24 protein-coding genes are annotated in these 25,736 nt (G+C 58.1%); 17 read left to right on the top strand and 7 right to left on the bottom strand.

Annotated elements, in window-relative coordinates; genetic code table 11:
- Nucleotides 1-93: 93 nt before the first annotated feature.
- Nucleotides 94-828: a substrate-binding periplasmic protein gene (locus ACO6TG_RS25385; protein ID WP_422378951.1), complete on the top strand. Its 735-nt coding sequence runs from the start codon at nucleotides 94-96 to the stop codon at nucleotides 826-828.
- Nucleotides 829-920: 92 nt separating this feature from the next.
- Nucleotides 921-1,433 (top strand): RDD family protein, encoded by a 513-nt coding sequence (locus ACO6TG_RS25380; protein ID WP_422375748.1) that lies wholly within the window; start codon nucleotides 921-923, stop codon nucleotides 1,431-1,433.
- Nucleotides 1,434-1,444: 11 nt separating this feature from the next.
- Here ACO6TG_RS25380 and ACO6TG_RS25375 read toward each other — a convergent pair whose 3' ends face one another.
- Nucleotides 1,445-2,200 (bottom strand): anti-sigma factor family protein, encoded by a 756-nt coding sequence (locus ACO6TG_RS25375; protein ID WP_422375747.1) that lies wholly within the window; start codon nucleotides 2,198-2,200, stop codon nucleotides 1,445-1,447.
- Nucleotides 2,201-2,240: 40 nt separating this feature from the next.
- Nucleotides 2,241-2,735 carry an RNA polymerase sigma factor gene (locus ACO6TG_RS25370; RefSeq protein ID WP_422375746.1) on the bottom strand — a complete coding sequence of 165 codons (495 nt, stop codon included), beginning with the start codon at nucleotides 2,733-2,735 and terminating at the stop codon, nucleotides 2,241-2,243.
- 119 nt (nucleotides 2,736-2,854) lie between these two features.
- On the opposite strand from ACO6TG_RS25370, the gene ACO6TG_RS25365 reads away from it, so the two are divergent.
- A complete protein-coding gene (locus ACO6TG_RS25365; protein WP_422375745.1) occupies nucleotides 2,855-4,318 on the top strand; it encodes a S8 family serine peptidase in 1,464 nt (487 codons plus the stop codon).
- On the opposite strand, the gene ACO6TG_RS25360 is transcribed toward ACO6TG_RS25365, so the two are convergent.
- The 3 genes from ACO6TG_RS25360 to ACO6TG_RS25350 all read right to left on the bottom strand — a co-directional run bounded on the left by ACO6TG_RS25360 (nucleotide 4,309) and on the right by ACO6TG_RS25350 (nucleotide 7,602).
- Nucleotides 4,309-5,733 carry a hypothetical protein gene (locus tag ACO6TG_RS25360; protein ID WP_422375744.1) on the bottom strand — a complete coding sequence of 475 codons (1,425 nt, stop codon included), beginning with the start codon at nucleotides 5,731-5,733 and terminating at the stop codon, nucleotides 4,309-4,311. The two genes, ACO6TG_RS25365 and ACO6TG_RS25360, sit on opposite strands and share 10 nt — an antisense overlap.
- A 167-nt stretch (nucleotides 5,734-5,900) precedes the next feature.
- Nucleotides 5,901-6,956: a molybdopterin-guanine dinucleotide biosynthesis protein B gene (locus ACO6TG_RS25355; RefSeq protein ID WP_422375743.1), complete on the bottom strand. Its 1,056-nt coding sequence runs from the start codon at nucleotides 6,954-6,956 to the stop codon at nucleotides 5,901-5,903.
- A gap of 160 nt (nucleotides 6,957-7,116) precedes the next feature.
- Nucleotides 7,117-7,602 (bottom strand): TspO/MBR family protein, encoded by a 486-nt coding sequence (locus tag ACO6TG_RS25350; RefSeq protein WP_422375742.1) that lies wholly within the window; start codon nucleotides 7,600-7,602, stop codon nucleotides 7,117-7,119.
- A 419-nt stretch (nucleotides 7,603-8,021) separates the two neighbouring features.
- Here ACO6TG_RS25350 and ACO6TG_RS25345 point away from each other — a divergent pair, with 419 nt between their 5' ends.
- Nucleotides 8,022-9,857, top strand: a complete 1,836-nt coding sequence (locus ACO6TG_RS25345; protein WP_422375741.1) for an SLC13 family permease — start codon at nucleotides 8,022-8,024, stop codon at nucleotides 9,855-9,857.
- A 46-nt stretch (nucleotides 9,858-9,903) separates the two neighbouring features.
- On the top strand, nucleotides 9,904-10,686 hold the full coding sequence (locus ACO6TG_RS25340; RefSeq protein WP_422375740.1) for an arginyltransferase: 783 nt from the start codon (nucleotides 9,904-9,906) through the stop codon (nucleotides 10,684-10,686).
- Nucleotides 10,687-10,702: 16 nt separating this feature from the next.
- On the opposite strand, the gene ACO6TG_RS25335 is transcribed toward ACO6TG_RS25340, so the two are convergent.
- Both ACO6TG_RS25335 and ACO6TG_RS25330 read right to left on the bottom strand, forming a co-directional pair.
- Nucleotides 10,703-11,362, bottom strand: a complete 660-nt coding sequence (locus ACO6TG_RS25335; protein ID WP_422375739.1) for a uracil-DNA glycosylase — start codon at nucleotides 11,360-11,362, stop codon at nucleotides 10,703-10,705.
- A gap of 9 nt (nucleotides 11,363-11,371) precedes the next feature.
- Nucleotides 11,372-11,965, bottom strand: a complete 594-nt coding sequence (locus ACO6TG_RS25330; RefSeq protein ID WP_094070119.1) for an NYN domain-containing protein — start codon at nucleotides 11,963-11,965, stop codon at nucleotides 11,372-11,374.
- 396 nt (nucleotides 11,966-12,361) lie between these two features.
- Here ACO6TG_RS25330 and rpoZ point away from each other — a divergent pair, with 396 nt between their 5' ends.
- The 12 genes from rpoZ to ACO6TG_RS25270 all read left to right on the top strand — a co-directional run bounded on the left by rpoZ (nucleotide 12,362) and on the right by ACO6TG_RS25270 (nucleotide 25,666).
- Entirely contained in the window at nucleotides 12,362-12,763 is a 402-nt protein-coding gene (gene rpoZ / locus ACO6TG_RS25325; RefSeq protein WP_422375738.1) for a DNA-directed RNA polymerase subunit omega, read from the top strand.
- Nucleotides 12,764-12,871: 108 nt separating this feature from the next.
- Nucleotides 12,872-15,115: a RelA/SpoT family protein gene (locus tag ACO6TG_RS25320; protein WP_422375737.1), complete on the top strand. Its 2,244-nt coding sequence runs from the start codon at nucleotides 12,872-12,874 to the stop codon at nucleotides 15,113-15,115.
- A 29-nt stretch (nucleotides 15,116-15,144) separates the two neighbouring features.
- On the top strand, nucleotides 15,145-15,726 hold the full coding sequence (gene pyrE / locus ACO6TG_RS25315; protein WP_422375736.1) for an orotate phosphoribosyltransferase: 582 nt from the start codon (nucleotides 15,145-15,147) through the stop codon (nucleotides 15,724-15,726).
- A gap of 29 nt (nucleotides 15,727-15,755) precedes the next feature.
- The gene (locus ACO6TG_RS25310) at nucleotides 15,756-16,358 is read left to right on the top strand and encodes a DUF2062 domain-containing protein (protein ID WP_422375735.1); all 603 of its coding nucleotides are present in this window, start codon (nucleotides 15,756-15,758) and stop codon (nucleotides 16,356-16,358) included.
- 54 nt (nucleotides 16,359-16,412) lie between these two features.
- Complete coding sequence (gene acpS, locus ACO6TG_RS25305) at nucleotides 16,413-16,853, top strand: holo-ACP synthase (RefSeq protein WP_094070114.1); 441 nt, start codon at nucleotides 16,413-16,415, stop codon at nucleotides 16,851-16,853.
- A 104-nt stretch (nucleotides 16,854-16,957) separates the two neighbouring features.
- Nucleotides 16,958-17,707 (top strand): signal peptidase I, encoded by a 750-nt coding sequence (lepB, locus tag ACO6TG_RS25300; protein ID WP_422375734.1) that lies wholly within the window; start codon nucleotides 16,958-16,960, stop codon nucleotides 17,705-17,707.
- 42 nt (nucleotides 17,708-17,749) lie between these two features.
- Nucleotides 17,750-18,457: a ribonuclease III gene (rnc, locus tag ACO6TG_RS25295; RefSeq protein ID WP_422375733.1), complete on the top strand. Its 708-nt coding sequence runs from the start codon at nucleotides 17,750-17,752 to the stop codon at nucleotides 18,455-18,457.
- A 76-nt stretch (nucleotides 18,458-18,533) separates the two neighbouring features.
- The gene (gene era, locus ACO6TG_RS25290; protein ID WP_422378950.1) at nucleotides 18,534-19,460 is read left to right on the top strand and encodes a GTPase Era; all 927 of its coding nucleotides are present in this window, start codon (nucleotides 18,534-18,536) and stop codon (nucleotides 19,458-19,460) included.
- A gap of 57 nt (nucleotides 19,461-19,517) precedes the next feature.
- Complete coding sequence (gene recO / locus ACO6TG_RS25285; protein WP_422375732.1) at nucleotides 19,518-20,273, top strand: DNA repair protein RecO; 756 nt, start codon at nucleotides 19,518-19,520, stop codon at nucleotides 20,271-20,273.
- 455 nt (nucleotides 20,274-20,728) lie between these two features.
- Nucleotides 20,729-23,980, top strand: a complete 3,252-nt coding sequence (locus tag ACO6TG_RS25280; protein WP_422375731.1) for a DUF2169 family type VI secretion system accessory protein — start codon at nucleotides 20,729-20,731, stop codon at nucleotides 23,978-23,980.
- 40 nt (nucleotides 23,981-24,020) lie between these two features.
- Nucleotides 24,021-25,163 (top strand): pentapeptide repeat-containing protein, encoded by a 1,143-nt coding sequence (locus ACO6TG_RS25275; protein WP_422375730.1) that lies wholly within the window; start codon nucleotides 24,021-24,023, stop codon nucleotides 25,161-25,163.
- Between the two features lie 98 nt (nucleotides 25,164-25,261).
- Nucleotides 25,262-25,666 (top strand): hypothetical protein, encoded by a 405-nt coding sequence (locus ACO6TG_RS25270; RefSeq protein WP_422375729.1) that lies wholly within the window; start codon nucleotides 25,262-25,264, stop codon nucleotides 25,664-25,666.
- Nucleotides 25,667-25,736 lie beyond the last annotated feature (70 nt).

The following is a 25,736-nucleotide window of genomic DNA, read 5'->3' as shown; positions in this document are numbered from 1 at the left end:
GTCCTTCTTCATGGTCTTTCGTTGACCTCAGAGAGCGTATTCCCTGGTGCCGGACCCGTTTGGGAACGGCGCAGGTTGCTTACGTTGCCACAGATGCGCCGTGCAAAGTTGTTATCGATATTTGTGCTCCTGTTTTTTGGCCTCACACATGCGCAGGCCGAAACGTGGATCGTTGGCGCAGAGGAGAACTTTGCTCCCTACAACTATTACGCAGAAAACGGCACTTTCTCCGGCATCGACGTTGAGATCATGCAGGCCGCGGCTGCGCGGATTGGAGTAACGCTGAAGTTTCAGCCGGCACCTTGGGCAAGAGTTATGGTGCAACTGGAACAAAATGAAATTGATTTCGCCTTTCAACTCAAACCAACCTCGGACAGATTTGAAGCGTTCCATATGGTTGGCCCCTTCCGGAAAGGCTCTACTGTATTTGCAACACTTGCAGGTTCGGAGATAGAATTTACATCGCTGTATTCGTTGAAGCCGTATGTCATTGGCACCGTTAGAGGGTATGTCTATCCGGGGAAATTTGCCGATGCGACCTACCTCGTCAAAGAAGAGACGGAAGGGTCCAAGCTCAATCTCCTCAAGCTGTTGAACGGTCGCGTCAATCTCATTGTCGCGGACAAGCATTCGATTGCCTTTGCAGCCAGAAGTCTGGGCCGCCTGGAAGAAATCCGATTTCTGGAACCTGCGCTCAGCCTGCTGCCTCGCTATGTTGCTTTTCCAAAAGCCAGGGCGGATAAAGCCAACCGATTTCAATGGGCCGTTGACGAGATTGTCAGAGACGGCACTGTCTTCTCGATTCTTGCCAACTATGAAGGCAGCTAAAGCCTGCAATGGCTCCAAGGAATGTAACTCTTCCTTGTAGACGACCCGCAAAAACACCACATATCGGCTATCCAAAACCATGGGAGCCGACAATGACCGCTGAAACCACCTCCGACTATGCCCGTCAGGATGTCTTTGATCCTGTGCGCAATCCGGAGCTGTTTTCGGGCGTACGCAGCCGGCGGATCTTTGCGTTTTTCATCGACGTGGTAGTGATCGCGCTCTTGACCTTCGGCGCCGGCATTGTCGTCTTCTTCCTCGGCGTCTTTACGCTCGGCCTGGGCTTTTTGCTCTATGGCATCCTGCCGACCGCAGTGGCCCTGCTTTACGTGGCCTTCACGCTGGGAGGCCCACAGGCCTCAACGCTTGGCATGCGCGCTATGGGTCTTGAAATGCGGCTCTGGTACGGGGCCAAGCCCTATCCGCTGCTGGCCGCCATTCATGCGTTGCTGTTCTGGTTCTCGATCTCGCTGCTGACACCGTTCATCCTGCTTGTGTCGCTGTTTTCCGACCGCAAACGCCTGCTGCATGACCTCATCCTGGGCACGGTCGTGATCAACTCTGCCTATCACCGTCAGTATCTCGGCGAACACCCGGGCGCTTAGGCGTCCGGGACCTATTCCTTTTCAAGATGCTTGCGCTCGACCGTCTCGTTGAGCGGGTCACCGAGACCGGACGACGCCAACCAGGCCTCCAGGGCATCGAGTGACGAAGCCGGGGCATAAAGGTTCCCGCTTTCCCCAGAAACCGTGACGGCAATCCTGGGCTGCCAACCAGCATTGTTTCGACAGGCAACCGACACCAGAGACAGACCTGTCGGTGTCTCATAATCGAACTCCCGGCAGAACACCCCATCCTCGCCCTCAAACGAGGCAATCACGTTGAGTGTTGCACCGGATGGCAGGACACGGCTGGTTCCCGACGACATGACTGCAAGCGCATCCCCTATCGCCGGTTCTGCAAGGCTTGTGACCCCCAGCGGTCCGTTTGCAGGTCCGGAATTGCCGCCATTGAGGCCGTATCCGAACCCAAGACCGACCACGAGCGCAATGCTTGCCGCCATCGCTGCAGGCCAGACAGCGCCCCAACCGCGCCTTGGAAACTCAACGATCGTTCCAGTGTCACCCTGGACCGAGCTCCGAGCGTCCGCTTCCAGGGTGTCCGCAACACGCTTGGCCAATGCTTCGGGTACGAGTGGCACATCTTCGCGCGCTGCGCGGAGAGCCTCTGCCGTCTGTTGAAACATTTCCAATTTCCGGCGCGCCTCCGGGCTCACTTCCAGCAGGTGTTCAACCCGTCTTGCATCTTCTGCCGATGCTTCTCCGTCGGCGTAAGCCATGATCAATTCATCGTTCATCGCTTCCTTGTCCATTGAAAGCCTCCTTGCTGAGGATTACGGGCTAAGCGGTCGCTTATTCCGCCGATGCATTCAACAGGCCCGCGAGGGTGCTGCGGGCCCGACACAAGCGGCTCATCACAGTGCCTTTGGGAATGTCGAGTACTTCTGCAGTTTCTGCGTAACTGAGACCCTCGACGCTGACGAGCAGAACCACTTCCCTCTGTGCTTCAGGCAATCTGCTGACAGCGGTCATGACACTGGCCACCATCAAACGTGCTTCGCCCCGATGGCCGTCTTCGTCGGCGAATTCCGGTGCCGTTTCAATGGCCACTTCCTGACCGCGAACCCTGTTCTTTCTGAGTATGTCAATCCATGCATTTCGAAGGATCCGAAACAGCCAGGCTTCGATGCGGCTGGCCGGGTCATAACTGTCACGCGCACGCAAGGCTCTTTCGACCGTAGACTGGACGAGATCATCGGCGACGTCGCCTTTCCGGCAAAGGGACAACGCGTATCGCCTCAAATTCGGCAATTTCTCAATCAGCAATCCGCAAAAAGGATCTGTCATGCAGGTACCTTCTCAAAAAGGCGCCGAGCCGGAATAATCCGCTCCGCTTCACGTAGTCATACTGCATACGAAACAGGGAACCGCTTATTCCCAAGAAAATGTCCGGGATCATGAATGTCATGAAGAAATTTCTCGTCACCTTCCTCGCAGTCTGGCTTGTCCTTCCCGGCATGGAACGTGCCTCGCGGGAAAAGGTCAGCTTTTCCTTTGTTGAGACGGCCATGGCCGACGATGACGACGATGGCGATGGCGATGATAGTGATGGATCCGACACAGATTCTGATAATGATCGCGACGATGATGACGACGACAACGGTGGCCGCACACGCAGCGATACTTCGCCCAATCGACCAGGTTCTTCTCAGGCGGACACAGGCAGCCAGGGCACCCTTTTTGCACCGCTGCGCCGACTGTTCTCGCCGCGTCAGCAACCCGAAAGCCGGACCAGTTCTCCACGCCCTGCCGCTGATGTGTCGTTGCCGCAGTTTGCCTCTGCTGAAATCATCGTCTTCAATATTTCTCCGGAAGACCTGCAAAGCCTTTTGAACAGTGGTTTTGATGTTCTTGAAACGCGCTCCTCGTCAAGTGGCCAACGCTCCTATCGCTTAAGCCCTCCGGGCAACACCACACTGGAAGATGCCCGAGATGCCGTGCGCGCCCTTCCCTCCGGCAACAATGCCGATTTCAACCATTATTTTCGACCGGACCGTCCCCAGTCCCGGTGCCTCGGACAGCACTGCGCCGCTTTTCAACTTGTCGCCTGGCCGGATCTTTTCGGGACAGGCGCAAAGTCCTGCGGAAACGGCGTTCGGTTGGGGATGATTGATACCGGCATCAACAAAGACCATGCCGTTTTTCAAGGCGCTGATCTTACCGTTCTGCACCTTGCAGACGAAAGTCTTCCAGGATCCAGGGCCAGCCATGGTACTGCCATTGCCGCCCTCCTGGTCGGGCAACCGGATACGCGGGTTCCCGGGCTCCTGCCCGGCGGTGAACTCGTTGCAATCGACGCATTTCACCGCCTGGGAAAAGACCAGCGCACCGATGCCTTTACGCTGGTGGATGCGCTCTACAAACTCGCCGAAAAAGATGTTTCGGTGATCAATCTGAGTTTAAGCGGTCCGGAAAACAGTGTTCTGAAAGCCGCGGTTGACGATCTTGTCACAAATATGGACATCGCCCTGACGGCTGCGGCGGGCAACAAAGGCCCGAGCGCGGCCCCTGCCTTTCCGGCCGCTTTTGCTGGCGTGTTTGCTGTCACCGCAGTAGACGCAAAAGGACGGGTCTATCGGCGTGCGAACCGTGGATCCTACATCGATATCGCAGCCCCGGGTGTCAATGTCTGGTCGGCTGCTTCCGTCAAGGGGGCCAGATGGAAAACCGGCACCTCATTTGCAGTCCCGTTCGCCTCAGCAGCGCTCGCGCTGGTGCGGAGCCACAACCCGGATCTTACCGTTGAACAGTCCTATACGTTTCTCAAGACGCGCGCGAAGGACCTCGGAGACGCGGGGCCCGACAACGTTTTTGGCGCCGGGTTGCTCACCGCTGACGGACTGTGCAGCAATGCGAAGGCTTATCCGTGATCAGGGCACGGCAGCACCTTCGGATCGTTAGCGGAAATGCAGGTCTTTTGGATGCCGTTGTCGGATCGCGCGAGACACACCAGCGTTATGCCGACCCGGCCCGCCAGATCCCGGATACCGACCATCCATTCAGGTTCATTCAGTACCATACTGTCTGCAATCACGATCGTGCTGGGCGACCTTAAAAAGGCTCTTGTGACGCGTATGGCCGCCTTGGCCTCCTCAGAATGATGCTCTGCAGTCTGACCGTTGTCGTTTGACCAGTCTCCGAACAAAGCCGACAGTTCTTGCAGAGACACCTCGGAGGGCATGCCGCGATTGCCGAACGCAATCGGAGGACGCTTCTTTTGATAGTCAGGAATGCCGTTTTCCGGGTCAATCAACGCGATATGCCGCCAGATCTCTTTACAGCCGAGCATGGCATATGTCTTTCCGTTGAGTGACAGGCAATCACGCGAGGCGGTGTCAGTCAGTCCGGCAAGGCTGAGAGCAAGGTGCCGCAGATCTTGCGTATCGTCTATGTGAATTGTCGTGCAGCTTCCCTGTTCAATCTGCCTTGTCAGGAGCCGGCCACTCGGCAGGCGCAGCTGATCGATTTGCAGGAAAGCCTGGGGGTTGATGCCTTCTGACAAAAGGACAGGCTCGGTCTCCAGAGCCGGCAATGAAAACACTTTCATGAGCTTTTCACGGCCGACTTTGTTGGCCTGAAAATACTCTATCCCGGAGGCACCGGCTTCCAGCTGGGTTGCCCAAAATGAAAACACCATCAAAAAGAGAACGATCCGGTCTGCATCGAACTCGGCCTCAAAGGCATACACGGCAACTGCAACCGGAAAACTCGCTCTCGAACCGGCCTTTAGCACAGCCGACCAGACAGCCCGCAATGTCAGATAACGGCTTGTCTCGGTGCTGCGTTTTGCCAGCCTTGCCAAGAGAGGTTCCAATTTGCCATGCAACAACAATGGTAGCCGTTGCGGAAGCGTGCGGCCCAACAAGAGCGACAGACCACCCCGATGTTGCCTGGCCTTTCGAATGCTGTGACGCAAACCCGGCAAAGTCGCTGCCACGCTGACGCCCCAGACGAGGCTTGCTGCAAGCAGCGGCTGAAACATTGTGCCTTCGAAGACCAAAATCCAGACACCGAGTGTCGCGGTGATCGGAACAACGGCAATCAATGCCAGAAGTCCCCGCGACAACCAGAGTTTGACCGCTCCCAGATCATTGACGAGACGGGTCAGCGACAGCCCAAGGCCGGGAGATTTGACGTCGAACGGCACCAGAAGCGCATGCCTGGCGTAGGCCATGCGAACTTCGTGAACGTAAGAGAGCGCGAATTCCTCCGCGTATTTTTGTTGAGCAACGAACAGGGACAGAACAACAACCGCAGAGAGGGCGAAAACTCCCAGTACAGGCAAGCCATACAAGCTTCCTTCTGATTTCAGCAACGTCGCTGAACTGACGGAAAGGATGATCGCTCCACTCGCCTGTATGATGCCCGCCAACACAAGACCAGCGCAGAGCAGGATCCGGCGGGGACGCCACAAGGCGGGCATCCCCGTTCCGATGTTGGTATCTTGACGGCTCATCCGGTTGCAGCGAGCCGATGGGCCGCAGTCGTTTTCATGATCCGGGCGACCGTATCCGATCTGCCAAACGCATTGAGCGCGTAGGCCGGCAAATCCAGATTGGCGACGGCTTCGCGGGCAGCAAGCGGTGACCGCAGCAAAGCACCTGATATGCCGAGCACGTTGTAACCGAGACTGCGCAACCGGCTCGCCCCGGCCGCAGCGCCCAGCGCATCTGCAGCAGCAAAAACAACACCGTCAAACAAGGACTGCATGAGAGCGCTTTCCGCCAGTTGCCGGGTTTCGGTCTGAAAAAGCCCGTCTGCGATTTCAACGACAGCCAGATCGCAATCACTTCTGCTCAAGGTGCGCAGAAGATTGCGAGATGCTGCGACAAGGGTGTCGATAGGCACACCGAAGGTGGTTGCCATGCCGGCATCTGTAAAATCCAGAACCTCACAGGCCCCGGAATCATGCATCAGCCAGGGGTCACCACCCGCTGCCGTTCCGGTGATCTTGAGTGCACCGACCCGATAGCCATTTTGCGCAAACCCGCGCACCAGCGCCGCGGCCGTTGCCGTCTTGCCGGAGTTCATCGACGTGCCAAAAACACCAAACACAGCCGAAGGCATGGGCCCGGCCAATGTCGGCACCGCATAGCTTTGCAGGTTAAGCGCCTCGCCCGTGCTGTTGCAGAGAACCCCAACAGGTTCAATTGCCGTCGGTCCGGAAAGCCTGTCGTGCCAGGAAACTGCCTTTGCGGCAATGCCGCCGGCGGCCACCATGTGACAGACATCAAGGACCTCAGGCACGTAAGCTTCATACTGGTCGGGTGCATAGCGATGCCCAAAGGCCAGGAGCACGTCGTCACCGACGTGAAGAGACGCCTTGCGGCCGTTCGGCAGCTCTATGCGGCTGTGAGAACCGATCGACTTGACCTTCGCCAGAACGACATCACCCGCCATGGGCGCGTAGTCTTTCGAGGTGATTGCCTTGCAGTCCTGAAGGCTGACACGGCGTGTGGCATAGGATTGTTTGGCCAGTGCCAACCGTGTCTGTGAGATGCTTTCCATTTCCTTGTCCTCTGTGCTCTCGAACTGCTCTTGGGCAGACAGAGAGGGAAACGGACCAGGACCGGACTTATTCCAAAACCTTCGAAGAAACCGGACCGGCCCTTCAAGTGCACAGATATTTAAGCTCTGGACCGAGCCGCCCAAGCCGAATGCGAGAGTATCAGTTCAGTCCGGCAATTGACGCATTCAACAAGCCGGCGAATCCAACCCAGACTGCGTAGGGTAGAAACAGCCAGCTGGATATCCTGTCCTGGCGCCACGCGATGGCAACAAAGGCAAGAATGACACACACTAAAGCAATCAGGACCATCAGCGCCGGCCATAAGAGATGCAGAGCGAAGAAGAGCGGCGTCCAGGCAAAGTTCAAACCCATCTGCCCACACCAGATCCACCAAAGACGCTGATTAGGTTTTAGGTGAAAGACCCTCCAGCCAGCCACGGCAATCATGATGTAGAGGATGGACCAAACCGGCCCGAACACCCAGTTCGGCGGATTGAAGGCCGGTTTCTGCAAACCCAGATACCAGTCACCGATATCTGTCAGCGAACCGATGGCAATCCCCGTGCCGAGAACCCCGACCAGGAAAAGTGCAAGCCCCCCATAGGAGCTGACACGCTTCAGGCCAGGTCTGTCAGATGCCGCCATGTTGTCTACAATCTAAGCCTATCGCTGCCGCTGCCTCAGAGGAGGAGGCAATTCGCCATTTTACTCATCAAACGAGCAACCAATCGTCCGACGTCACCGATTTGACGATGATCTGCCTCGACACCTGCCCGACACGGGATAGATCAGGCGGAAACGCAGCGGAAAAACGGTTGCAATCGTAAAGCTCCCAGAACATCGCCGGCACATGGTAATCCGGCGATCCCGACCTTGCACAAAATAACTTGAACTTTACTGCGACCTGAACACTCGCAAACAGGATAAAAGCGCAGTTGCAACGGTTTAGAAGGATCCGACCGGCTGATATCAACGGCAATCTGTGCTGTTTCCTCTTCCAATCCGGGGATCGCCTGATCTAAAGTGCCCCCTGGTGAATGGCCATGGTGGCCTTGGGCAGGTGAATGCACTCAGTTGATATTGCCATGGCGCTGACCTTCTTGGTGATCGCGTCAACTGTCGTCTTGTACGCCCTGGAGCGCTACCCGATCGAGACAGTCGCTCTTGGCTCCGTTTCCGCATTCATCGTCATATTCTCGATTATTCCGGTCACGGCGCCGAGTGGGTCAGTCATTACCACCGGCGATTTTCTGATGGGGTTTGCCAACCCGGCGCTCATCACGGTGATCTGCCTCTTGATCATTGGCCAGGGCCTGTTTCAGACCGACGCGCTGGAAGGCCCGGCCAAAGCCATCGTGCGGCTCACGCGCGGCCGGTCGCTTTATGCCGCCATTCCGGTCCTGCTCACCGTGACCGTCCTCAGCGCGTTCCTGAACAACACGCCTGTTGTGGTCATGTTTCTGCCGATCCTGACCGCGGTTGCGGCAACCGCCGGCCAGTCAGCGGCCCGGGTTCTGATGCCGCTGTCCTTCGTGGCCATCCTGGGCGGCATGACCACCCTGATCGGTTCCTCCACCAACCTGCTGGTCGCAAATTACGCCGCGCAGACCTCGGACCTCAAACTGACCTTTTTCAGCTTCACGCCGATCGGCCTGATCATTGCCGGCGTGGGCCTTCTTTATGTGCTCTTCCTCATGCCCAGGCTGCTGCAGGAGCGCAAAACCATGGCCGAAGAGTTTCAGGCAACGTCGGGCAAACAGTTCATCGCGCAAATCGAGATCACCTATGGCCACCCGCTGGTGGGCGTGGAATCGGTTTCCGGCATGTTTCCGAAACTGAAGGACATGACGGTGCGCCTGGTGCAACGGGGCCAAAAGCCGATCCTGCCGCCCTTTGAAAATGTCGTTCTGACACCGGGTGACACCGTGATCGTCGCAGCGACACGTACCGCGCTTGCAAACGCGCTGGCCCGCCGCCAACCGTTGATGGAGGCGGAGGCGGAAAGCGGTACTTCAAACCGCGAAACACAGACTGTCCAGGATGGATCGATCAGTCTGGCCGAAGCCGTGGTCGCCCCAGCCTCGCGCCTGATGGGACGCACCTTGCCGCAATCCGGTTTCTACACGGATACCGGCTGCCTGGTCATGGGGATCCAGCGGCGCAGCCGCATGCCGCGAATGGCCATGAATGACATTCGCCTGGAAGCCGGTGACGTGTTGCTGGTCGCCGGCAACGAAGACGAAATTGCGCGGCTGCGCGGCAATCGCGATGTCCTTCTTCTCGACTGGTCGACAACGGAAGTGCCACGCAAACGCTACGCACCGCGGGCCCTGGCGATCTTTGCCTGTGTGGTTGCCCTTGCCGCCAGCGGCTTGCTGCCGATCGTTTCAGCTGCCGTCGCCGGCACCTTTGCCATGATTGCGTCCGGGTGCCTCAACATCCGGCAGGCGATGCGGGCCATCGACAGCCGGATCTTCATGCTGGTTGGCGCCTCGCTGGCTGGTGCCGTTGCGCTTGAAGGCACCGGCGGCGCGACAGCCATTGCGACCGGGCTCGCGGACGTCCTGCATGGCGCTTCGGCAGCCGTCATGCTGTCGGCGCTGTTCTTCATCGTGATGATCCTGACCAACTTCCTGTCGAACAACGCCGCCGCCGTGTTGTTCACACCGATTGCGATCAACCTAGCCGAACAGATCGGCGAAAAACCGGAAGCCTTTGTGGTCTGCCTGATCATTGCGGCAAACACCTCGTTCGCCACCCCGATCGGCTATCAGACGAACCTGATCGTCATGGGGCCGGGACACTACAAGTTCAATGACTTTGTGCGGGCTGGAACGCCCCTGGCCATTATTCTATGGTTGACCTTCTCTTTGGTCGCGCCATGGTATTATGGATTGTGAGATCAGGAACAGAACACTGACGCTAAGGGATTCGCGGGACAAAACGGTGACACGGCACCCCACAGATCATCCGCAGTTCTATCTTACGGCCCCCGCGCCCTGTCCCTATCTGGACGGCAAACAGGAGCGCAAGGTTTTCACGCATCTGGTCGGCCATGGCGCCCCCGCATTGAACGAAGTCCTGACACAGGGCGGTTTCCGCCGCAGCCAGAACATTGCCTACCGGCCGGCCTGTGAACGGTGCCAGGCCTGCATTTCCGTACGTGTGCGCGTGGATGACTTCAAGTGGACCAAATCCTTCAAGCGGGTCTGGAAGTCCGGCGCCGACATCGTGGGCGCGCGTCTCCCGCCCAGCCCCTCTTCAGAACAATATGATCTCTTCCGCGACTATCTCGAAGCCCGCCATGAAAACGGCGGCATGACCGAAATGAGCGTCCTGGATTACGCCATGATGGTCGAAGACACACACGTGGAAACAATGGTTCTGGAGTACCGTCAGCGAGGCCCGAACAGCTTCATCACCGGCACCGGCGACGGCCCCCTTCTGGGCGTGGCACTCAGCGACCAGCTCTCCGACGGTCTGTCGATGGTCTATTCCTTTTACGATCCCCTTTACGATGCCACCGCACTCGGCACCTACATGATCCTGGATCACATCGACCGGGCCCGCAAAATGAACCTGCCTTACGTCTATCTGGGCTACTGGGTCGAAGGCTCACAGAAAATGGCCTACAAGGCCCGTTTCCGGCCGCAGGAACACCTTGGGCCAAACGGCTGGGTGGTCGCTGACGCCGAGGCCTATCAGAAAGAGCCGCATTCGGAAGAGTAGGACCTCAACCGTTGCCTTACGGGATGTGAGCCCGAATTTTCTCGAACACGTCGCGGAACATCTCTTCTGTCAGGCGCCCGGTATTGGTGTTGTATCTTGAGCAGTGATAGCTGTCGAACAGGGTCAGCCCGGTGCCGGGGAGCGCGTGTTCCGCGCAATGCGCGAAAGGAAACGCGGCGCGGCGCTGGCCGAGCGCGGTCAGGAAGGTTTCGTGCGCGATCCGCCCGAGCGCCAGCACAGCCTTGATCGACGGATTGGCCGACAGCGTGGACAGAAGATAGGGCCGGCAGGTCTTGATCTCAGCGCCTGTCGGCTTGTTTTGCGGCGGCAGGCAGCGAACGGCGTTGGTGATCATGGCATCGACCAGCTGCAAACCGTCATCCGGCCGCGCAAGATAGGTTCCCCTGGCAAAACCGAAATCGATCATCGTCTTGTAGAGCAGATCGCCGGCGTAATCGCCGGTGAAAGGCCGGCCGGTGCAATTCGCCCCCTTCATGCCCGGCGCAAGGCCAATAACCAGAAGTCTGGGTGCGGGGGCGCCAAAGGACGGCACGGGCGCGTTGTGCCAGTCAGGATGAGCCGTTTTCAGTTCATCGCGCAAAGCCACGAGCCTCGGGCACGCCGGACAATCCAGAGGGGGATCAACCGGACCGAGGCTATCTTGCACAGCGGCCATCAGGACACCTTAGTAATCGTCGTCCTCGTCGTCATCATCATGATGCGCAGGCGTTTGCGGACGCTGGGGCCGTTCGGAAGGGTCACGGCCGATCTTGTTGGCAAGGCTTGCCAGATCGATGAAGTGATCCGCCTGCCGGCGCAGGTCGTCCGCAATCATCGGCGGCTGGGTTTTCAAGGTCGAAACAACGCTCACCTTGCGGCCCTTGCGTTGCAGCGCTTCCACCAGAGAGCGGAAGTCGCCGTCACCGGAGAACAGAACGATGTGGTCGACGGACTCAACCAGCTCCATGGCATCCACGGCAAGCTCGATGTCCATATTGCCTTTCACCTTGCGGCGCCCGGCACTGTCCACAAACTCCTTCACCGGTTTCGTGATCACCTTGTAGCCGTTGTAATCCAGCCAGTCGATCAGCGGACGGATCGAGGAATATTCCTGATCTTCTATCAACGCGGTGTAGTAGTACGCGCGTAAGAGGTAGGCTTGTCCCTGGAACTCTTTCAGCAATCTCTTGTAGTCAATGTCAAAACCGATGGCTTTGGCCGTTGAATACAAGTTGGCTCCATCAATGAACAAAGCAACCTTTTCTCGAGCGTCAAACATCTTATTTGAAACCTTTCCGAGTTATATGCGTCGCACAAAAACCGCTTTAAAAAACTCGACTTCCCGCTGCCAAGTCAGATACCGCGTTCGTTCAGACAACGCATATAGTGCTGTGAAGATACCGTGCGTGCCACAGTTTCAGTCAGCTTATTGTTCTGTTTCTCAACAGCCTTCTGATTCTGGCAGAGGCTGTCGTTAGTGGCGTACACCATAATATTGGACGCTCGCAATGCAAAAGCGAGACACGAAATGAAAATCGGGCAAAAAAACCTGCATTTTTGCCTTCCTGCGTTCGGTTGTCACGGTTTGCCTCGCAAAAGCGACAAGGGGTTGCTTTTTTGAAACGTCAACACTATACGCTGGTTCTTCAAGTTCCAAAACCTATGGAGACGTCGAATGGCGCGCGTGACCGTCGAGGACTGCATCGACAAGGTCGAAAACCGGTTTGAGCTGGTGCTGCTTGCTGCGCATCGCGCTCGTATGATCTCGAGCGGTTCGCCGCTGACGATCGACCGTGACAACGACAAGAATCCTGTTGTTGCACTGCGGGAGATCGCCGAGCAGACCGTCAGCCCGGAAGACATGAAAGAAGACCTGATCCATTCCCTGCAGAAGTTTGTGGAAGTGGATGAGCCGGAAGCCGAAGCCGTGCCGCTGGTGCCCGCCCCGGGTCAGCAGCAGATGACGCAGGTGAATCAGGTTGACGACAGCGCGGTCGAGTTTGACCGTATGTCCGAAGAAGACCTCCTGCGCGGCCTGGAAGGTCTGGTGCCGCCGGAGCGGACCGACGACGTCTGATCATTCGTCACAAGCGCGCCTGAAACGCGGCCGATCCGGTCCGGCGCTTCAGGCGTTTTTTGTATTTACCGCTGATGTCTCAGCCGGTTGCCAGGGTCGGTTGCGGCCATGATGCGTCAATACGAACTCGTTGAACGGGTTACGCGTTACAATCCGGACGCCGATGAAGCCTTGCTCAACAAGGCTTACGTCTATGCCATGCAGAAGCATGGTTCCCAGATGCGTGCATCTGGCGACCCCTATTTTTCTCATCCGCTTGAAGTTGCCGCGATCCTGACCGATCTGCGTCTGGACGATGCCACCATTGCCGTGGCCCTTCTCCACGACACGATCGAGGATACCGACGCCACCAGGGCGGAAATCGATTCCCTATTCGGCGAAGAGATCGGCAAGCTTGTCGATGGCCTGACCAAGATCTCGCGGCTTGACCTGGTGTCCCGCAAGGCGAAACAGGCGGAGAATTTCCGAAAGCTGCTGCTGGCAATCGCCGACGATGTGCGCGTGCTTCTGGTCAAGCTTGCTGACCGCCTGCACAACATGCGCACGCTTCATCACATGCCGGAGCACAAGCGCGGCCGGATCGCTGAAGAAACGATGGAAATCTATGCGCCGCTGGCCGGGCGCATGGGCATGCACGATCTGCGCGAGGAACTGGAGGACATTTCGTTCCAGACGCTCAATCCGGAAGCCTATGAGACCATCACAGACCGGCTGGCGGACTTGCGCGAGCGCAATCGCGACCTCATCCTGGACATCGAGACCACCCTGACCGAACGTCTGAGCGAACGCGGCATGGCCGCGGTCGTCAAGGGCCGGGAAAAACGCCCGTATTCGATCTTCCGCAAGATGCAGCGCAAGGCGATCGGCTTCGAGCAGCTTTCGGACATTTACGGCTTCCGCGTGACGGTCGCCACCGTCGAGGCCTGCTACCGCGTTCTTGGCGTTATTCACACGACCTGGCCGACCGTGCCCGGCCGGTTCAAGGACTATATCTCCACACCGAAGCAGAACGACTACAAGTCGATCCACACAACCATTGTCGGCCCCTCCCGCCAGCGTGTGGAACTGCAGATCCGCACCGTCTCCATGAACAGGGTCGCGGAATACGGCATTGCCGCGCACGCGCTCTATAAAGACGGCGAGCTGGGTGGGCGTAACATTGCCCGGCACACGGAAGATTGCAGGGCCTTTGAATGGCTGCGCCGGACCACCGAGCTCCTCGCCCAGGGCGACACGCCGGAGGAGTTCCTGGAGAACACCAAGCTGGAACTGTTCCACGACCAGGTGTTCTGCTTTTCGCCCAAGGGACGGCTGATTGCACTGCCGCGCGGTGCGACGCCGATCGACTTCGCCTATGCCGTCCATACGGGCATCGGCAACACCTGCGTTGGCTGCAAGATCAACGGCAAGATCATGCCACTGGTGACCGAACTGCATAACGGGGACGAAGTGGAGATTATCCGCTCACCGGCGCAGACCCCTCCCCCGGCCTGGGAAGCCATTGCGGTGACCGGGAAAGCCCGGGCCGCCATCCGGCGCGCAACGCGCGAATCTGTGCGCCAGCAGTATGGTGCTCTCGGCGAGCACATTCTGAAACGCGCTTTCGCCCGCGCAGACAAAGCCTATTCGGAAGATTTGCTGGAGGCCGTTCTCGACACGCACCACCAGTCGAGTGTTGCCGATCTTCTGGCCGCCGTCGGCCGGGGCGACCTGGGCGCCCAGACGGTCCTGAAATCCGCTCATCCCGATTACCAGGACGAACGCGTCGCCTTGTCCGGTCCACCGATGGAGGAAGGCTGGTTCGGCCTGAAACAGGGCCATGGTCTGAAGTTCCGCATTCCGCCAGGTGAGCTTGATGAAAGCAAATCGCAGCTCGACAATGAGGACGGTGGCGAAGGACCGGCCCTGCCGATCCGCGGATTGTCCGGAGACATTCCGGTCACCTTTGCCCCAGATGGTGGGGCTGTGCCGGGAGATCGGATCGTTGGCATCTTGACCCCTTCCGAGGGACTGACCATCTATCCGATACAATCGCCGGCGCTGAAGGAATTCGACGACCAGACCGAGCGCTGGGTGGACGTGCGCTGGGACATCGACGTCAACAACCCAGAGCGTTTTCCGGCCCGGCTTGACATATCCGCCGCCAATGAACCGGGATCCCTGGCAACGATCGCCCAGGTGATCGGCGAAAACAGTGGCAATATCGACAATGTGAAGATGGTGCAGCGGGCACCCGATTTTCACCAGATGCTGATCGATCTGGAAGTGTGGGACCTGAAGCACCTGAACCGGATCATCAACCAATTGCGGACGAAATCGAATGTATCGAGCGTCAACCGGGTGAATGGCTGACCGCTCAAATTGATTAGAGGATATTGGAAATGAACCGAGACGAAGTGTTGTCCTTGTTCCGCGAGGCGGGCGCCATTCTGGAAGGCCATTTCATCCTCACTTCCGGCCTGCGCAGTCCGGTATTCCTTCAAAAGGCCCGGGTCTTCATGTATCCGGACAAGACAGAGAAGCTCTGCAAGGCGCTTGCTGAGAAGATCGCTGCCGCCGGCCTCGGAGACATCGACTATATCGTCTCGCCTGCGCTTGGCGGACTTATCCCCGGCTACGAGACCGCCCGCCATCTTGGCATTCCGGCCATGTGGGTGGAGCGTGAAGACGGCGAATTCCGCCTGCGCCGCTTCGACCTGCCGAAGGGGGCCAGGGTCATCATTGTCGAGGATATTGTCACAACCGGCCTGTCGAGTCGGGAAACGGTAACCTCGTTGAAAGCTCTTGGTGCTGAAGTTCTGGCTGTTGCCTGCCTGATCGACCGGTCCGGTGGCGAGGCCGATGTCTCGGTACCGCTGGTCGCTTTGGCAGAATACAAGGTCCCGGCCTATGAGCCGGACAAGCTTCCGCCCGAATTGGCTGCCATTCCAGCCGTCAAACCGGGCAGCCGCGGACTGAGCTGAGACACCAACGACGGGATCGACTTGCAGACATGCTGTTTCGCCGAAGAAATAGGCCATCAAGGATCGAGCGACTGCGCGTCGCCGTTTGGCCGCGAAACAGCTGGTCCCGTTCGACACGCTATTTCAGCAAACGGGTGCTGCGGCTGACCGCAACGCCCAATGCGATTGCGCTCGGATTTGCGGCCGGTGCCTTTGCCTCCTTCACACCGCTGGTGGGGTTTCACTTCCTCACTGCCTTTGCCCTTGCCTATGTGCTCCGGGGCAACCTGATTGCCTCTGCACTCGGCACATCCGTTGGCAATCCGCTGACCTTTCCGTTCATCTGGGCATCCACCTTCAAGGTCGGGCAGTGGATCCTACATGGCCGGGCCCCCAAGGCCGATCCCCACAAGGTCCATCAGCAATTCCAGGAAGGTCTTCTGGAAAAGTCCTACGACAGCCTGTGGCCGATGCTCAAACCGATGTTTGTCGGCGCCGTGCCGCTTGGCCTGACCGTCGCCATCATCTCCTACGTGATCGTCTACAAGAGCGTTGAGGTCTATCAGCGCCGCCGCCGCATGAAGCTGGCCGAAAAGGGCGATCAGCTCTTCCCCTCTCCCCGTTCGCCGATGGAAGAAGACGGTAGCGCTTGAATTTGGCGCCACCGGAGCCCACGTTGAGCTTCGAAAAAACATGAGAGTAATATCATGATTTTAGGGATCGGCAGCGACCTGATCGACATCCGTCGAATCGAGAAAACCCTCGACAGATTTGGTGATCGGTTCACCAACCGTGTGTTCACGGAGATTGAGCGGGCGAAGTCTGACCGGCGTGCTGAACGTGCCGCCTCCTATGCCAAACGCTTCGCCGCCAAGGAGGCCTGCTCCAAGGCCCTCGGCAGCGGCATCCGCATGGGAGTTGCCTGGCGGGAGATGGGCGTCGTCAACCTGCCGTCCGGCAAACCCACCATCGCTCTGGCTGGCGGTGCAGCTGACCGCTTGGCGGCCATGACCCCGGCGGGGTTCAAGACGACGATCGACCTGACGATTACCGACGACTTTCCTTTGGCACAGGCCTTTGTCGTGATCTCCGCCTGGCCTTTGGACTGGCCGGACCCGGTTTCGCCGGTTTCCCCCGGAAAGCCTTGATTGAGAGCGAACCGCTGCATTGCTTCCGGTCACGCGACCGGCTAAAAGTCCCGCTGGATGACAGCGGCTGAACTGAAACCGCGAACAGGTGTTTAAGGGATAAGATGAGCGTGACGGAAAACAAGAAGGAGAAGGACGGCGGACTTGGCGAGACAGTCAAGATCATTGTCCAGGCGTTGCTGCTGGCGCTGATCGTCCGGACTTTCCTGTTCCAGCCTTTCAACATCCCGTCCGGCTCAATGAAGGACACGCTGCTGATCGGCGACTATCTTTTTGTCTCCAAATACAGCTATGGCTATTCGCGCTACTCCTTCCCCTTCGGCCTGGCCCCGTTTTCGGGCCGTGTCTGGTCGGCAGAGCCCGAGCGCGGTGACATTGCCGTCTTCAAGTTGCCGACGGATACGTCGACCGATTACATCAAGCGGGTGATTGGCCTGCCCGGCGACACGATCCAGGTGATTGACGGCGTCGTTCACATCAACGACGAACCGGTCAAGCGCGAACGCATTGACGACTTTATCGAACAGAGCCCGTCCGGCGTTGTCGACCGTGTCCCGCGCTATCGGGAAACCCTGCCGAACGGCGTCAGCTACGAGACGCTCGACATCACGCAACGCGGCAACCGGGACAACACCCGGAAGTACAAGGTGCCCGAAGGCCATTACTTCATGATGGGCGACAACCGGGACAATTCGGTCGACAGCCGTTATCCGCAGGTCGGTTTCGTGCCGTTTGAGAACTTCATGGGCCGCGCAGAAATCCTGTTCTTCTCCATCAAGGACAAGACGCCGGCGTGGCAGGTCTGGACCTGGCCATGGAGTGTGCGCTGGGATCGGATCGGCCGAACGCTGTAACCGCTCGATTTCCGGCCTCCGCCAAAACTGCAAAGCAATTGCATGAGCAAAAAACCACAAAGAAGTCCGGTTTCGGCCCTCAAGGACGCCTTGCAGCACGATTTCAAGGATCTGGAGCTGCTGCGGGTCGCGCTCACCCATGCGAGCGCCCTGGCGCCGAGTGAAACGGTCACCGGCAGCTATCAGCGCCTGGAGTTTCTTGGCGACCGCGTGCTGGGCCTGGTCATCGCCTCCATGCTGCACAAGCATTTTCCCAAGGCTGACGAAGGCGAGCTCGCCCGTCGTTTCAATCACATGGTCAAGCGGGAAACCTGCGCCGAAATCGCCCAGGAACTGGGCGTTGGCGACGCCATGCGCATCGGTCTTGCCGAAGCGCAAACCGGCGGACGCAAGAAAACCGCCCTCCTCGCCGATATCTGCGAGAGCATCATCGCGGCAATCTACCTGGATGGCGGCTTCGAGGCGGCCGAGGCCTTTGTCAGGCGCCTTTGGGAACCGCGTATGTTATCCTGGTCAGGTCCGCTGCGGGACGCCAAGACCACTTTGCAGGAATGGGCCCAATCGAAGAGCCTGCCGACACCACGTTATGACGTCACCGGCCGTGAAGGGCCCGATCACGCTCCGAGTTTCACCGTGTCGGTGACAGTCCAGGGCCTGCCCGCCGGCCAGGGCAAAGGTGGCTCGAAGCGGATTGCCGAACAAAGCGCGGCGGAAGCCGTCTTACGCCGGGAAGGCGTGTGGAAAGAATAGGACCACCTTGAGCGACGACAACAACAACAAACACGACGACGACACAGGTTTTCAGCCACCTGCGGCCCGCTTCGACATGCCGCTTCCAGAGCCGCTGCCGGAGATGCCGGAGGGCACCCGCGCGGGCTTCGTGGCCTTGATCGGAGCTCCGAACGCCGGCAAATCGACGCTGATCAACCAACTCGTCGGCACCAAGGTATCGATTGTCACCCACAAGGTGCAGACCACGCGCACCATTGTGCGCGGGGTTGCCATGCACGGCACTGCCCAGCTCGTGTTCATTGACACGCCGGGCATTTTCAAACCGAAACGACGGCTGGACCGGGCCATGGTCGACACCGCCTGGGGCGGTGCTCGCGATGCTGACGTGATTGCGCTTCTGATCGATGCCAGAAAGGGCATCGACGAAGAGGTTGAGAACATTCTCAAGAGACTGCAGAACCAGTCTGCGCCCAAGGTTCTGATCCTGAACAAGACCGATGTCGCCAAGCGCGAAAAGCTGCTGCAGCTGGCGCAAAAAGCCAACGAATACATCGAGTTCGAGGAAACCTTCATGATCTCCGCGCTGACCGGCGACGGCACGCAGGCAATCCTTGAACACTTTGCCTCAAAAGTGCCCGAGGGTCCGTGGCTCTTTCCGGAAGACCAGCCATCCGACCTGCCGCTGCGCATCCTGGCCGCCGAGATCACCCGCGAAAAACTGTTTGAGCGGCTGCATCAGGAGCTGCCTTATATCTCGACGGTGGAAACCGAACAGTGGCAGAGCCGCAAGGACGGGTCTGCGCGCATCGAGCAGACCATCTATGTGGAACGGGACAGCCAGAAGAGTATTGTGCTCGGCAAACGCGGTCAGACCATCAAGCAGATCTCGCAGGCGGCCCGGGAAGAATTATCGGAGATCATTGAAGCGCCGGTGCATCTGTTCCTGTTCGTGAAAGTCCGGGAAAACTGGGCCGACGATCCGGAACGGTACCGCGAAATGGGTCTGGAATTCCCGAAATAGAAGATACACTGCCGCGAATCCGCTGCCTGTTGCCGTGGACCTGACGTGGAATTGCCGATGGAGTGGAGTGGACGCGGCGTGGTGCTGACCACCCGCAAACATGGTGAAAACGACGTTATTCTGGAGGCCATGACCCAAGATCATGGCCGCCATCTCGGTCTCGTTCGTGGCGGCCGTTCGCGGCGCCTTCGACCTGTGCTCCAACCAGGCAACGAGCTGGCGCTTACCTGGAAGGCACGTCTTTCAGACCATCTGGGGCAGTACCAGGTCGAACCGGAAACCTTGCGAGCCGGTGACCTGATGACCAGCGGGCTTGGCCTTGCCGGTGTCCAGCACCTTGCCTTTCTGCTGCGCCTGTTGCCAGAACGTCATCCCTATCCCGGCCTGTTCGATGCACTTGGCGTGGTTCTGAATCATCTGGAAACGGCAGATGCGGCCGGAGCACTGCTCATTCGCTTTGAACTGGAGCTGCTGAAAGTGCTCGGTCTGGGGCTCGACCTGACTCGCTGTGCAGCGACAGGCGAGCAGGAGGACCTGATTTACGTTTCGCCCAAATCGGCACGTGCCGTCAGCCGCGAAGCCGGCCGGCCCTATCACGACAAGTTGCTGCCGCTTCCCTCCTTTCTTCTGGACGGTCAACGCCAGGCAGGCAGTGAGCTGACGTGGAGAGATGTGACGGAAGGGTTTGGCCTCACCGGATTTTTTCTCGACCGCCATCTGGCTGACAACGGTCTGGTGCAAGGCGGTAGCCGAGAATTGCTGCTCGGAGCCCTGGAAAAAAGATATCGTAGCGAATTTCCCTGGAACTTCTGAGCTGGTTCCGGCTGACAACACCAGGTGTCTACCTCGTTCCAAAACACCAACCGAAATTGCAATTTAAAATTGCGCCCTCATATCCATCGGCTGAACAACTCCTTCCCTTCATTCTTGAATCCGCACAACCGGGGTCTCGAGATCGATTCACATTTGGAAACAAAACAGGTCAAAATCATACAATTAGACCAAATTTGACCTACAAATTGTTCATTTCAGTCCTTTTTTGGCCTCAATGTCGGTTTCGGCACATATTCTGTCGCAGTCAGCAATTTCTGACTTGCATTGGAAAGTATACAACCTTAAATACAAGATTAAGAAATCGTTAAGTTTCTCGATGAGCCATCTAACCAGACTGGAACGAGAAACTCTCCCACTGGCGGGACACGCTTGGCTTTGCAGGGCCACAACATCAACCGAAGGATATCAGGGGCGATATGAAACGGGGTGCTTAAATGCCCGCGATTGTGAAGCCGTCGAAAATTTCCGCGACCTTTCAACCTCATGCGATTGAGGGCGGGAATATCCTGACGGTTTCGTCATATCTGCTTTTTGATATTTCCACCCCTTACGATCTCCTCACGGAACAAGCGCTGTGGCCAATGGTGGCCGAGCAAATGCCGGACGGTGGCATCTTCGACAAGGGCCAGCTCAAACCCCGCGCTGAGATGATCATCGCGGGACATGCGCTGGCACCAAACTATCAGCCCGTGACAGGCCTGAAGGTGACGGCCCGCTGCGGAGACTTGGTGAAACGTCTGGCCGTTTTCGGAAACCGCTTCTGGCAGTTGACCGACAGGGGCATCGAAATCAGCGCACCTGAACCTTTTGACAAGATGCCTATCAGCGAATTGCGCGCTTTTGGCGGCCAGGGTCACGGCCCCAATCCCAAGGGCAAAGGTCACAAGACCCGACATCTGATCGAGGCCGGTCTGGATGCACCGCTGCCGAACATAGAAGACGCAAACCGCCTGATCCTGTCTCCGGACGATATCCCGCTTCCCGCCCATTTCGGCCCATTGGGTCAGGACAACCCTCAGCGTCTGAAGCTTGCCGGGACCTATGACAAGCATTGGCAGGACCATGTATCGCCGCGCAGGCCCGACGACTACAATCCGCTCTTTCATTTTGACGCGCCCGAAGATCAGCGGTTTGCATCATATCTTTCCGGCGGGGAGCCTTTTTCAGTAACCGGTATGTCGCGCACGGGACGGGCCGTGGAAGGCACACTTCCCTCCTTCAGAATGCGTGGTTTCATTCACCGGCCTGACCAGGATGATCTCACGGAAATGGCGATGGTCTGCGACACCGTCACCTTGTTTCCGAATGTCGAAAAAGCGGTCCTTACCTTCCGCGGCATCACCAAGTGCAAAGACCGGTTCGGCGACGACATCGGGTCGATCCTCCTGGCGGTGGAGCACGCTTCCGCTGAAGCGCGCCCGCCTGATTACTATCACCGGGTCTTTCAACTGCGCTCCGATCCGGAAGCCGGCTACAAGCACGCCCTTTCAGACTTTCAGCTCATGCCGGACACCGATCCAGAGCAGAGACAGGCAAGGCGTCAGGCGCGCCTGGCGCAGGCGCGCGCCGAGCGTGAGACGTTTATCGAAAACGCGAACTGGCTGTCGGCGAAGACGCTGCAGGACCAGGGGCTGCCTGCGGAGCTGATGCCACCAACGGAGGCCGGTGCCGCCGACGACATCCCGCTTGTCGGACTGCCGACAGCCGAGGAACTGGCAAGTGGCGATTTCGACCTCGCCGAACTGATCGATGACATCGAGCAGGTTGAAAGCAGTTTGCTCCAACGAGCCGAGGAGGAATTCAAGCGGGCCGATCTGACAATGCAGGCGCTTGAGAACAAGGTGCCGGACGAGGTTCGGGGCTTGCTGCCGGACCAGTTGCTGAACGGCGAAAGCCTGGACGACTTTCCTGAATTTGAGCTGGATCCCGACATACAGGCGGCTATTCAAGGGGACCTCCCTGCGTCTGACGACTTGAAAGAAAACATTAATAGAGCCCTGTCCGATCAGGCTGGCGTGGGAGATACACCGGATATCGACGCCAAACTGACCGAAACTCTGGACAGCTTCTTCAGTCCGGACCCCAGGGCGGAAGACGCGCTTGCGAAACAGTGCGCCCTAGGCCAGGCGCGTGCACTTCGTTTGCCTGAAGGCTCCCTTCTCCATTCGATCCGCCAGGAGCTGGAACAAAACAACCTTTCGGAAATGAGCCTGCCGAACAGTGTTGGGGATGCCTGTTCGGCACTGCCTGACGATCTGCGTCAGATGGCTGAGATCGACATCAATGACCTACCCCTCGAAGCTCACAATGCGAGTCCGGATTTCGACCTGATGGCACAAGGTCCTGACAGTATCGGTCCACAGCCTGTCGACGAGATACGGATCGCATCACAGACAGCGGCTGCGATGAAATCCGCGTCCGACCTTGCCTCCAGGATCAATCCCGGTCTTGTGGGCGCAGACGCGAACGACCCCTTGTCGCAACTCCTGGAGACGCTTGAAACAGTTTCGGTCACAGAACCGGACGATACAGATCTTTCCATGGCGGAAACCATCAGGCAAAAGTGCCTGGACCTGATGTCGTCGCTGGAGGAGAGCGAGGAAGATCTTGAGACAATCCTCTCAGCTGGCCGTCAGAAGTCACCCGAAGCGATGTTCCCTCTGGAACCCTATCTGCCCGAAGCCGCCCGGCAAATCGGTATCATGGTCGGCGAAAAGCTGGCTGGCGGACATGACTTCAAGGGAGCGGACCTAGCCGGTCTCGATCTGCGCGGTCTGGATTTTTCCGGCAAGGACCTTTCCGGCACTTTTTTCGAGCAGGCTGACTTGAGGGGCGCATTGTTCACTGACTGCCGGCTGGACGGCGCGGTCTTCACATCCGCCAGGCTGGAAGAGGCCGATTTCACCGGCTGCGCTCTCACTGGCACAAACTTCAGTGGCGCAAACCTGCACTGCGCGCGCTTTTCCGCGGCACGGCTGGCGGATTGCATGATCACGCAGGCGGACCTTTCGGGCGTCACGGCTCACGGAGCTATCCTCAGCCAGCTGTCGCTCCTCGACTGCAAACTGGATTTCGCTGATTTCAGCGGCGCCCACATAAATGGCCTGACTATGATCAAGGGGGCTGGCCTCGGCCTGCGGTTCTGCAATGCGCAGCTCGATCAGGTTGTTTTCCTTGACCTCAATTTGAGTGAAGCCGATTTTTCCTGCGCCAGACTGAATCGGGCCGCCTTTACCAAGGTCCAGGCAATCGATGCGGACTTTTCACGGGCCTATCTCACGGAGGCCGGTTTTCACGGTCAATGCAATCTATCGGGCGCACGCTTTGAGGCCGTCAAGGCGACCGACGCAAGCTGGAACGACGTCCTGCTGGAGGAGGCCCTGTTCCTAAGAGCCGATTGCAACAACTGCCTCTTCAACAAATGCAACATGCAGTCCGTTGACGGCAGAGCGGCGTCTTTCAAACAGGCGCGTTTTCTGTTGTCCGATCTCAAATACAGCGACCTTTGTGCGGCTGACTTCTTTGCGGCCTCTCTCACCCAATGCGACGTCAGGCTTGCCTCCCTGAGGCATGCCAACCTGTATGCCGCAGATTTCATGGACGCAAAGCTGACAAGTTGCGACCTGACCAACGCCAATATGGCCAACAGCAATATCGCGCGCCCACATGGCCAGCTGGTCCAGTAGATCAGGAACTGGCCAACAAAATTAAGAGGAGGTGCCCGCATTGACAGAACGCAAACCGGATCATCTGCCGATTTCCGTGAGCGATGCGCTGGAGTATGTTGCTCATGACCAGGCCATCACCTTCAAACGGTTGCCGAATACCTGCCTGACCGGGCTTAACCTAAGAAAATCGATCTGGATCGAGTGCGACCTGACAACTTGCGACTTTTCAGGCGCCGACTTGACGGATGCGCAATTCGTTTCGTGCCACCTGGCAGGCGCGGCGTTTTCCAAAGCGAAGCTCGAGCAAACGACCTTCGTTTCCTGCGACATGACCCAAGCAAACTTTGACGGATGCGGCCTTTCGCAGACGCAGTTGATTTCCTGCGCGGCTGATGGTCTTCAGCTGCGGGACGCGCAACTCGACAGGGCCGTCATGGCGCAGACCGGACTTGCCGGGGCAGATTTCGAGGCGTCCTGCGTGGACCAGAGCCTGATCCTGGACTGCATGATTGAGAACGTATCGCTGACCGGAGCGTCCCTCACCAACTTCGTGATGACCAAGGCGGATCTCAGGAGTGTCGCTCTGACAGGCGTGCAGATCGATACCGCCGTGTTCTCAGAGGCAAACCTGTCGGGCAAGGACCTCTCCGGACAAACGCTGGAGCGCTGCAGGTTCTCCAACGGACACTTCATCGGAACCAGTTTCGCGAACGCAACGCTCAAGCAATCGATGTTTGTCGAGTGCGATCTGAGCAAGGCGATCCTGTCCGGCAGCAGGGCAAAACTCTCGTCTTTCATGAAATGCACGCTTGATGGCGCGGATCTCAGTCAAAGCAATCTGCTGATGGCAGGGTTTTCAGGCTCCAGCCTGCGCGCCGTCAATTTCACCGCATCTGTCATGTGGTCCGCCGTTCTGCAAGGCACGAATTGCCAGGCCGCCCGGTTTGAGCGTGCCGATCTGCGCCAGGCGGACCTGACGCATGCCGATGCGAGCGCAGCCAATTTTTCAGCGGCGGAGTTCTACAACACAAAGTTCCACGGCGCGGAAATCGACGGCACGCTCTTTGACGGCGCGCGCGGCAAGGTGCTGGGAACTGATCAGGAGCGCAAGATCGCCGAGGTCTATACCCCCAAAATCGTCGTTCTCGACCACGAAGCGACCTACGGCTCGCACCAGACGGCAATGCAATCGACGGCATAAACGCATCTGACGCCAAGGCCAGATGTTGCAGGAAAGCAGCGCGGAACAGGAATGGAATTCAGGGGCGACAGGTAAACGAAGAAAAAGGATCAACGACAATGCCATTCATCAACTCTCAAGGTCCCCTGCCCGGCATCGATCTGGCACCCGTGGACCCCTACATGCAAGTCACGCCCGCCGGAGAGATCCCGCTGGTCTTCCCAAGCACAGGGATGCGGGCAACCGAGGTCCCCAAATGCACCCGCGTCATCGTACAGGGCACCACGGCACACACGATCATGGATGAAGCCCCGGTCACGATCAGCGGTCCTGGCCGCGGAATGATTTCGAGCGAAGTCTGCTCGTCGTCGAAGAACGTCAAATGTTCGACCAAGCTGGTCCTTCAAAATGCGCCGTCTACCCGCTCGCTGATGGATCCCACCGTGCAAAACGGAAAGCTCCCCAATTCTGTCGGCAACACGATTAGCCCGTCGCAAATCAAGGTGATGAACCCAAGCGCCTGATGTTTCGGATTTTCAGAGGTCAGCCGGCGCCTGCAGCGGGAAATGCAGCCCAGGCCGGCCGGAACAAGGT

Source organism: Roseibium sp., assembly GCF_965233565.1.
Classification (GTDB): domain Bacteria; phylum Pseudomonadota; class Alphaproteobacteria; order Rhizobiales; family Stappiaceae; genus Roseibium.
Note: the sequence above shows the minus strand (reverse complement) of the source record. Positions and strands in the feature narration are given on the sequence as shown.

Coding starts and splice junctions, on each gene's coding strand:
- ACO6TG_RS25385 (WP_422378951.1), top strand. CDS start 94: ATGCGCCGTGCAAAGTTGTTATCGATATTTGTGCTCCTGTTTTTTGGC.
- ACO6TG_RS25380 (WP_422375748.1), top strand. CDS start 921: ATGACCGCTGAAACCACCTCCGACTATGCCCGTCAGGATGTCTTTGAT.
- ACO6TG_RS25375 (WP_422375747.1), bottom strand. CDS start 2,200: ATGGACAAGGAAGCGATGAACGATGAATTGATCATGGCTTACGCCGAC.
- ACO6TG_RS25370 (WP_422375746.1), bottom strand. CDS start 2,735: ATGACAGATCCTTTTTGCGGATTGCTGATTGAGAAATTGCCGAATTTG.
- ACO6TG_RS25365 (WP_422375745.1), top strand. CDS start 2,855: ATGAAGAAATTTCTCGTCACCTTCCTCGCAGTCTGGCTTGTCCTTCCC.
- ACO6TG_RS25355 (WP_422375743.1), bottom strand. CDS start 6,956: ATGGAAAGCATCTCACAGACACGGTTGGCACTGGCCAAACAATCCTAT.
- ACO6TG_RS25350 (WP_422375742.1), bottom strand. CDS start 7,602: ATGGCGGCATCTGACAGACCTGGCCTGAAGCGTGTCAGCTCCTATGGG.
- ACO6TG_RS25345 (WP_422375741.1), top strand. CDS start 8,022: ATGCACTCAGTTGATATTGCCATGGCGCTGACCTTCTTGGTGATCGCG.
- ACO6TG_RS25335 (WP_422375739.1), bottom strand. CDS start 11,362: ATGGCCGCTGTGCAAGATAGCCTCGGTCCGGTTGATCCCCCTCTGGAT.
- ACO6TG_RS25330 (WP_094070119.1), bottom strand. CDS start 11,965: ATGTTTGACGCTCGAGAAAAGGTTGCTTTGTTCATTGATGGAGCCAAC.
- rpoZ (WP_422375738.1), top strand. CDS start 12,362: ATGGCGCGCGTGACCGTCGAGGACTGCATCGACAAGGTCGAAAACCGG.
- ACO6TG_RS25320 (WP_422375737.1), top strand. CDS start 12,872: ATGATGCGTCAATACGAACTCGTTGAACGGGTTACGCGTTACAATCCG.
- pyrE (WP_422375736.1), top strand. CDS start 15,145: ATGAACCGAGACGAAGTGTTGTCCTTGTTCCGCGAGGCGGGCGCCATT.
- ACO6TG_RS25310 (WP_422375735.1), top strand. CDS start 15,756: ATGCTGTTTCGCCGAAGAAATAGGCCATCAAGGATCGAGCGACTGCGC.
- acpS (WP_094070114.1), top strand. CDS start 16,413: ATGATTTTAGGGATCGGCAGCGACCTGATCGACATCCGTCGAATCGAG.
- lepB (WP_422375734.1), top strand. CDS start 16,958: ATGAGCGTGACGGAAAACAAGAAGGAGAAGGACGGCGGACTTGGCGAG.
- rnc (WP_422375733.1), top strand. CDS start 17,750: ATGAGCAAAAAACCACAAAGAAGTCCGGTTTCGGCCCTCAAGGACGCC.
- era (WP_422378950.1), top strand. CDS start 18,534: ATGCCGCTTCCAGAGCCGCTGCCGGAGATGCCGGAGGGCACCCGCGCG.
- recO (WP_422375732.1), top strand. CDS start 19,518: ATGGAGTGGAGTGGACGCGGCGTGGTGCTGACCACCCGCAAACATGGT.
- ACO6TG_RS25280 (WP_422375731.1), top strand. CDS start 20,729: ATGCCCGCGATTGTGAAGCCGTCGAAAATTTCCGCGACCTTTCAACCT.
- ACO6TG_RS25270 (WP_422375729.1), top strand. CDS start 25,262: ATGCCATTCATCAACTCTCAAGGTCCCCTGCCCGGCATCGATCTGGCA.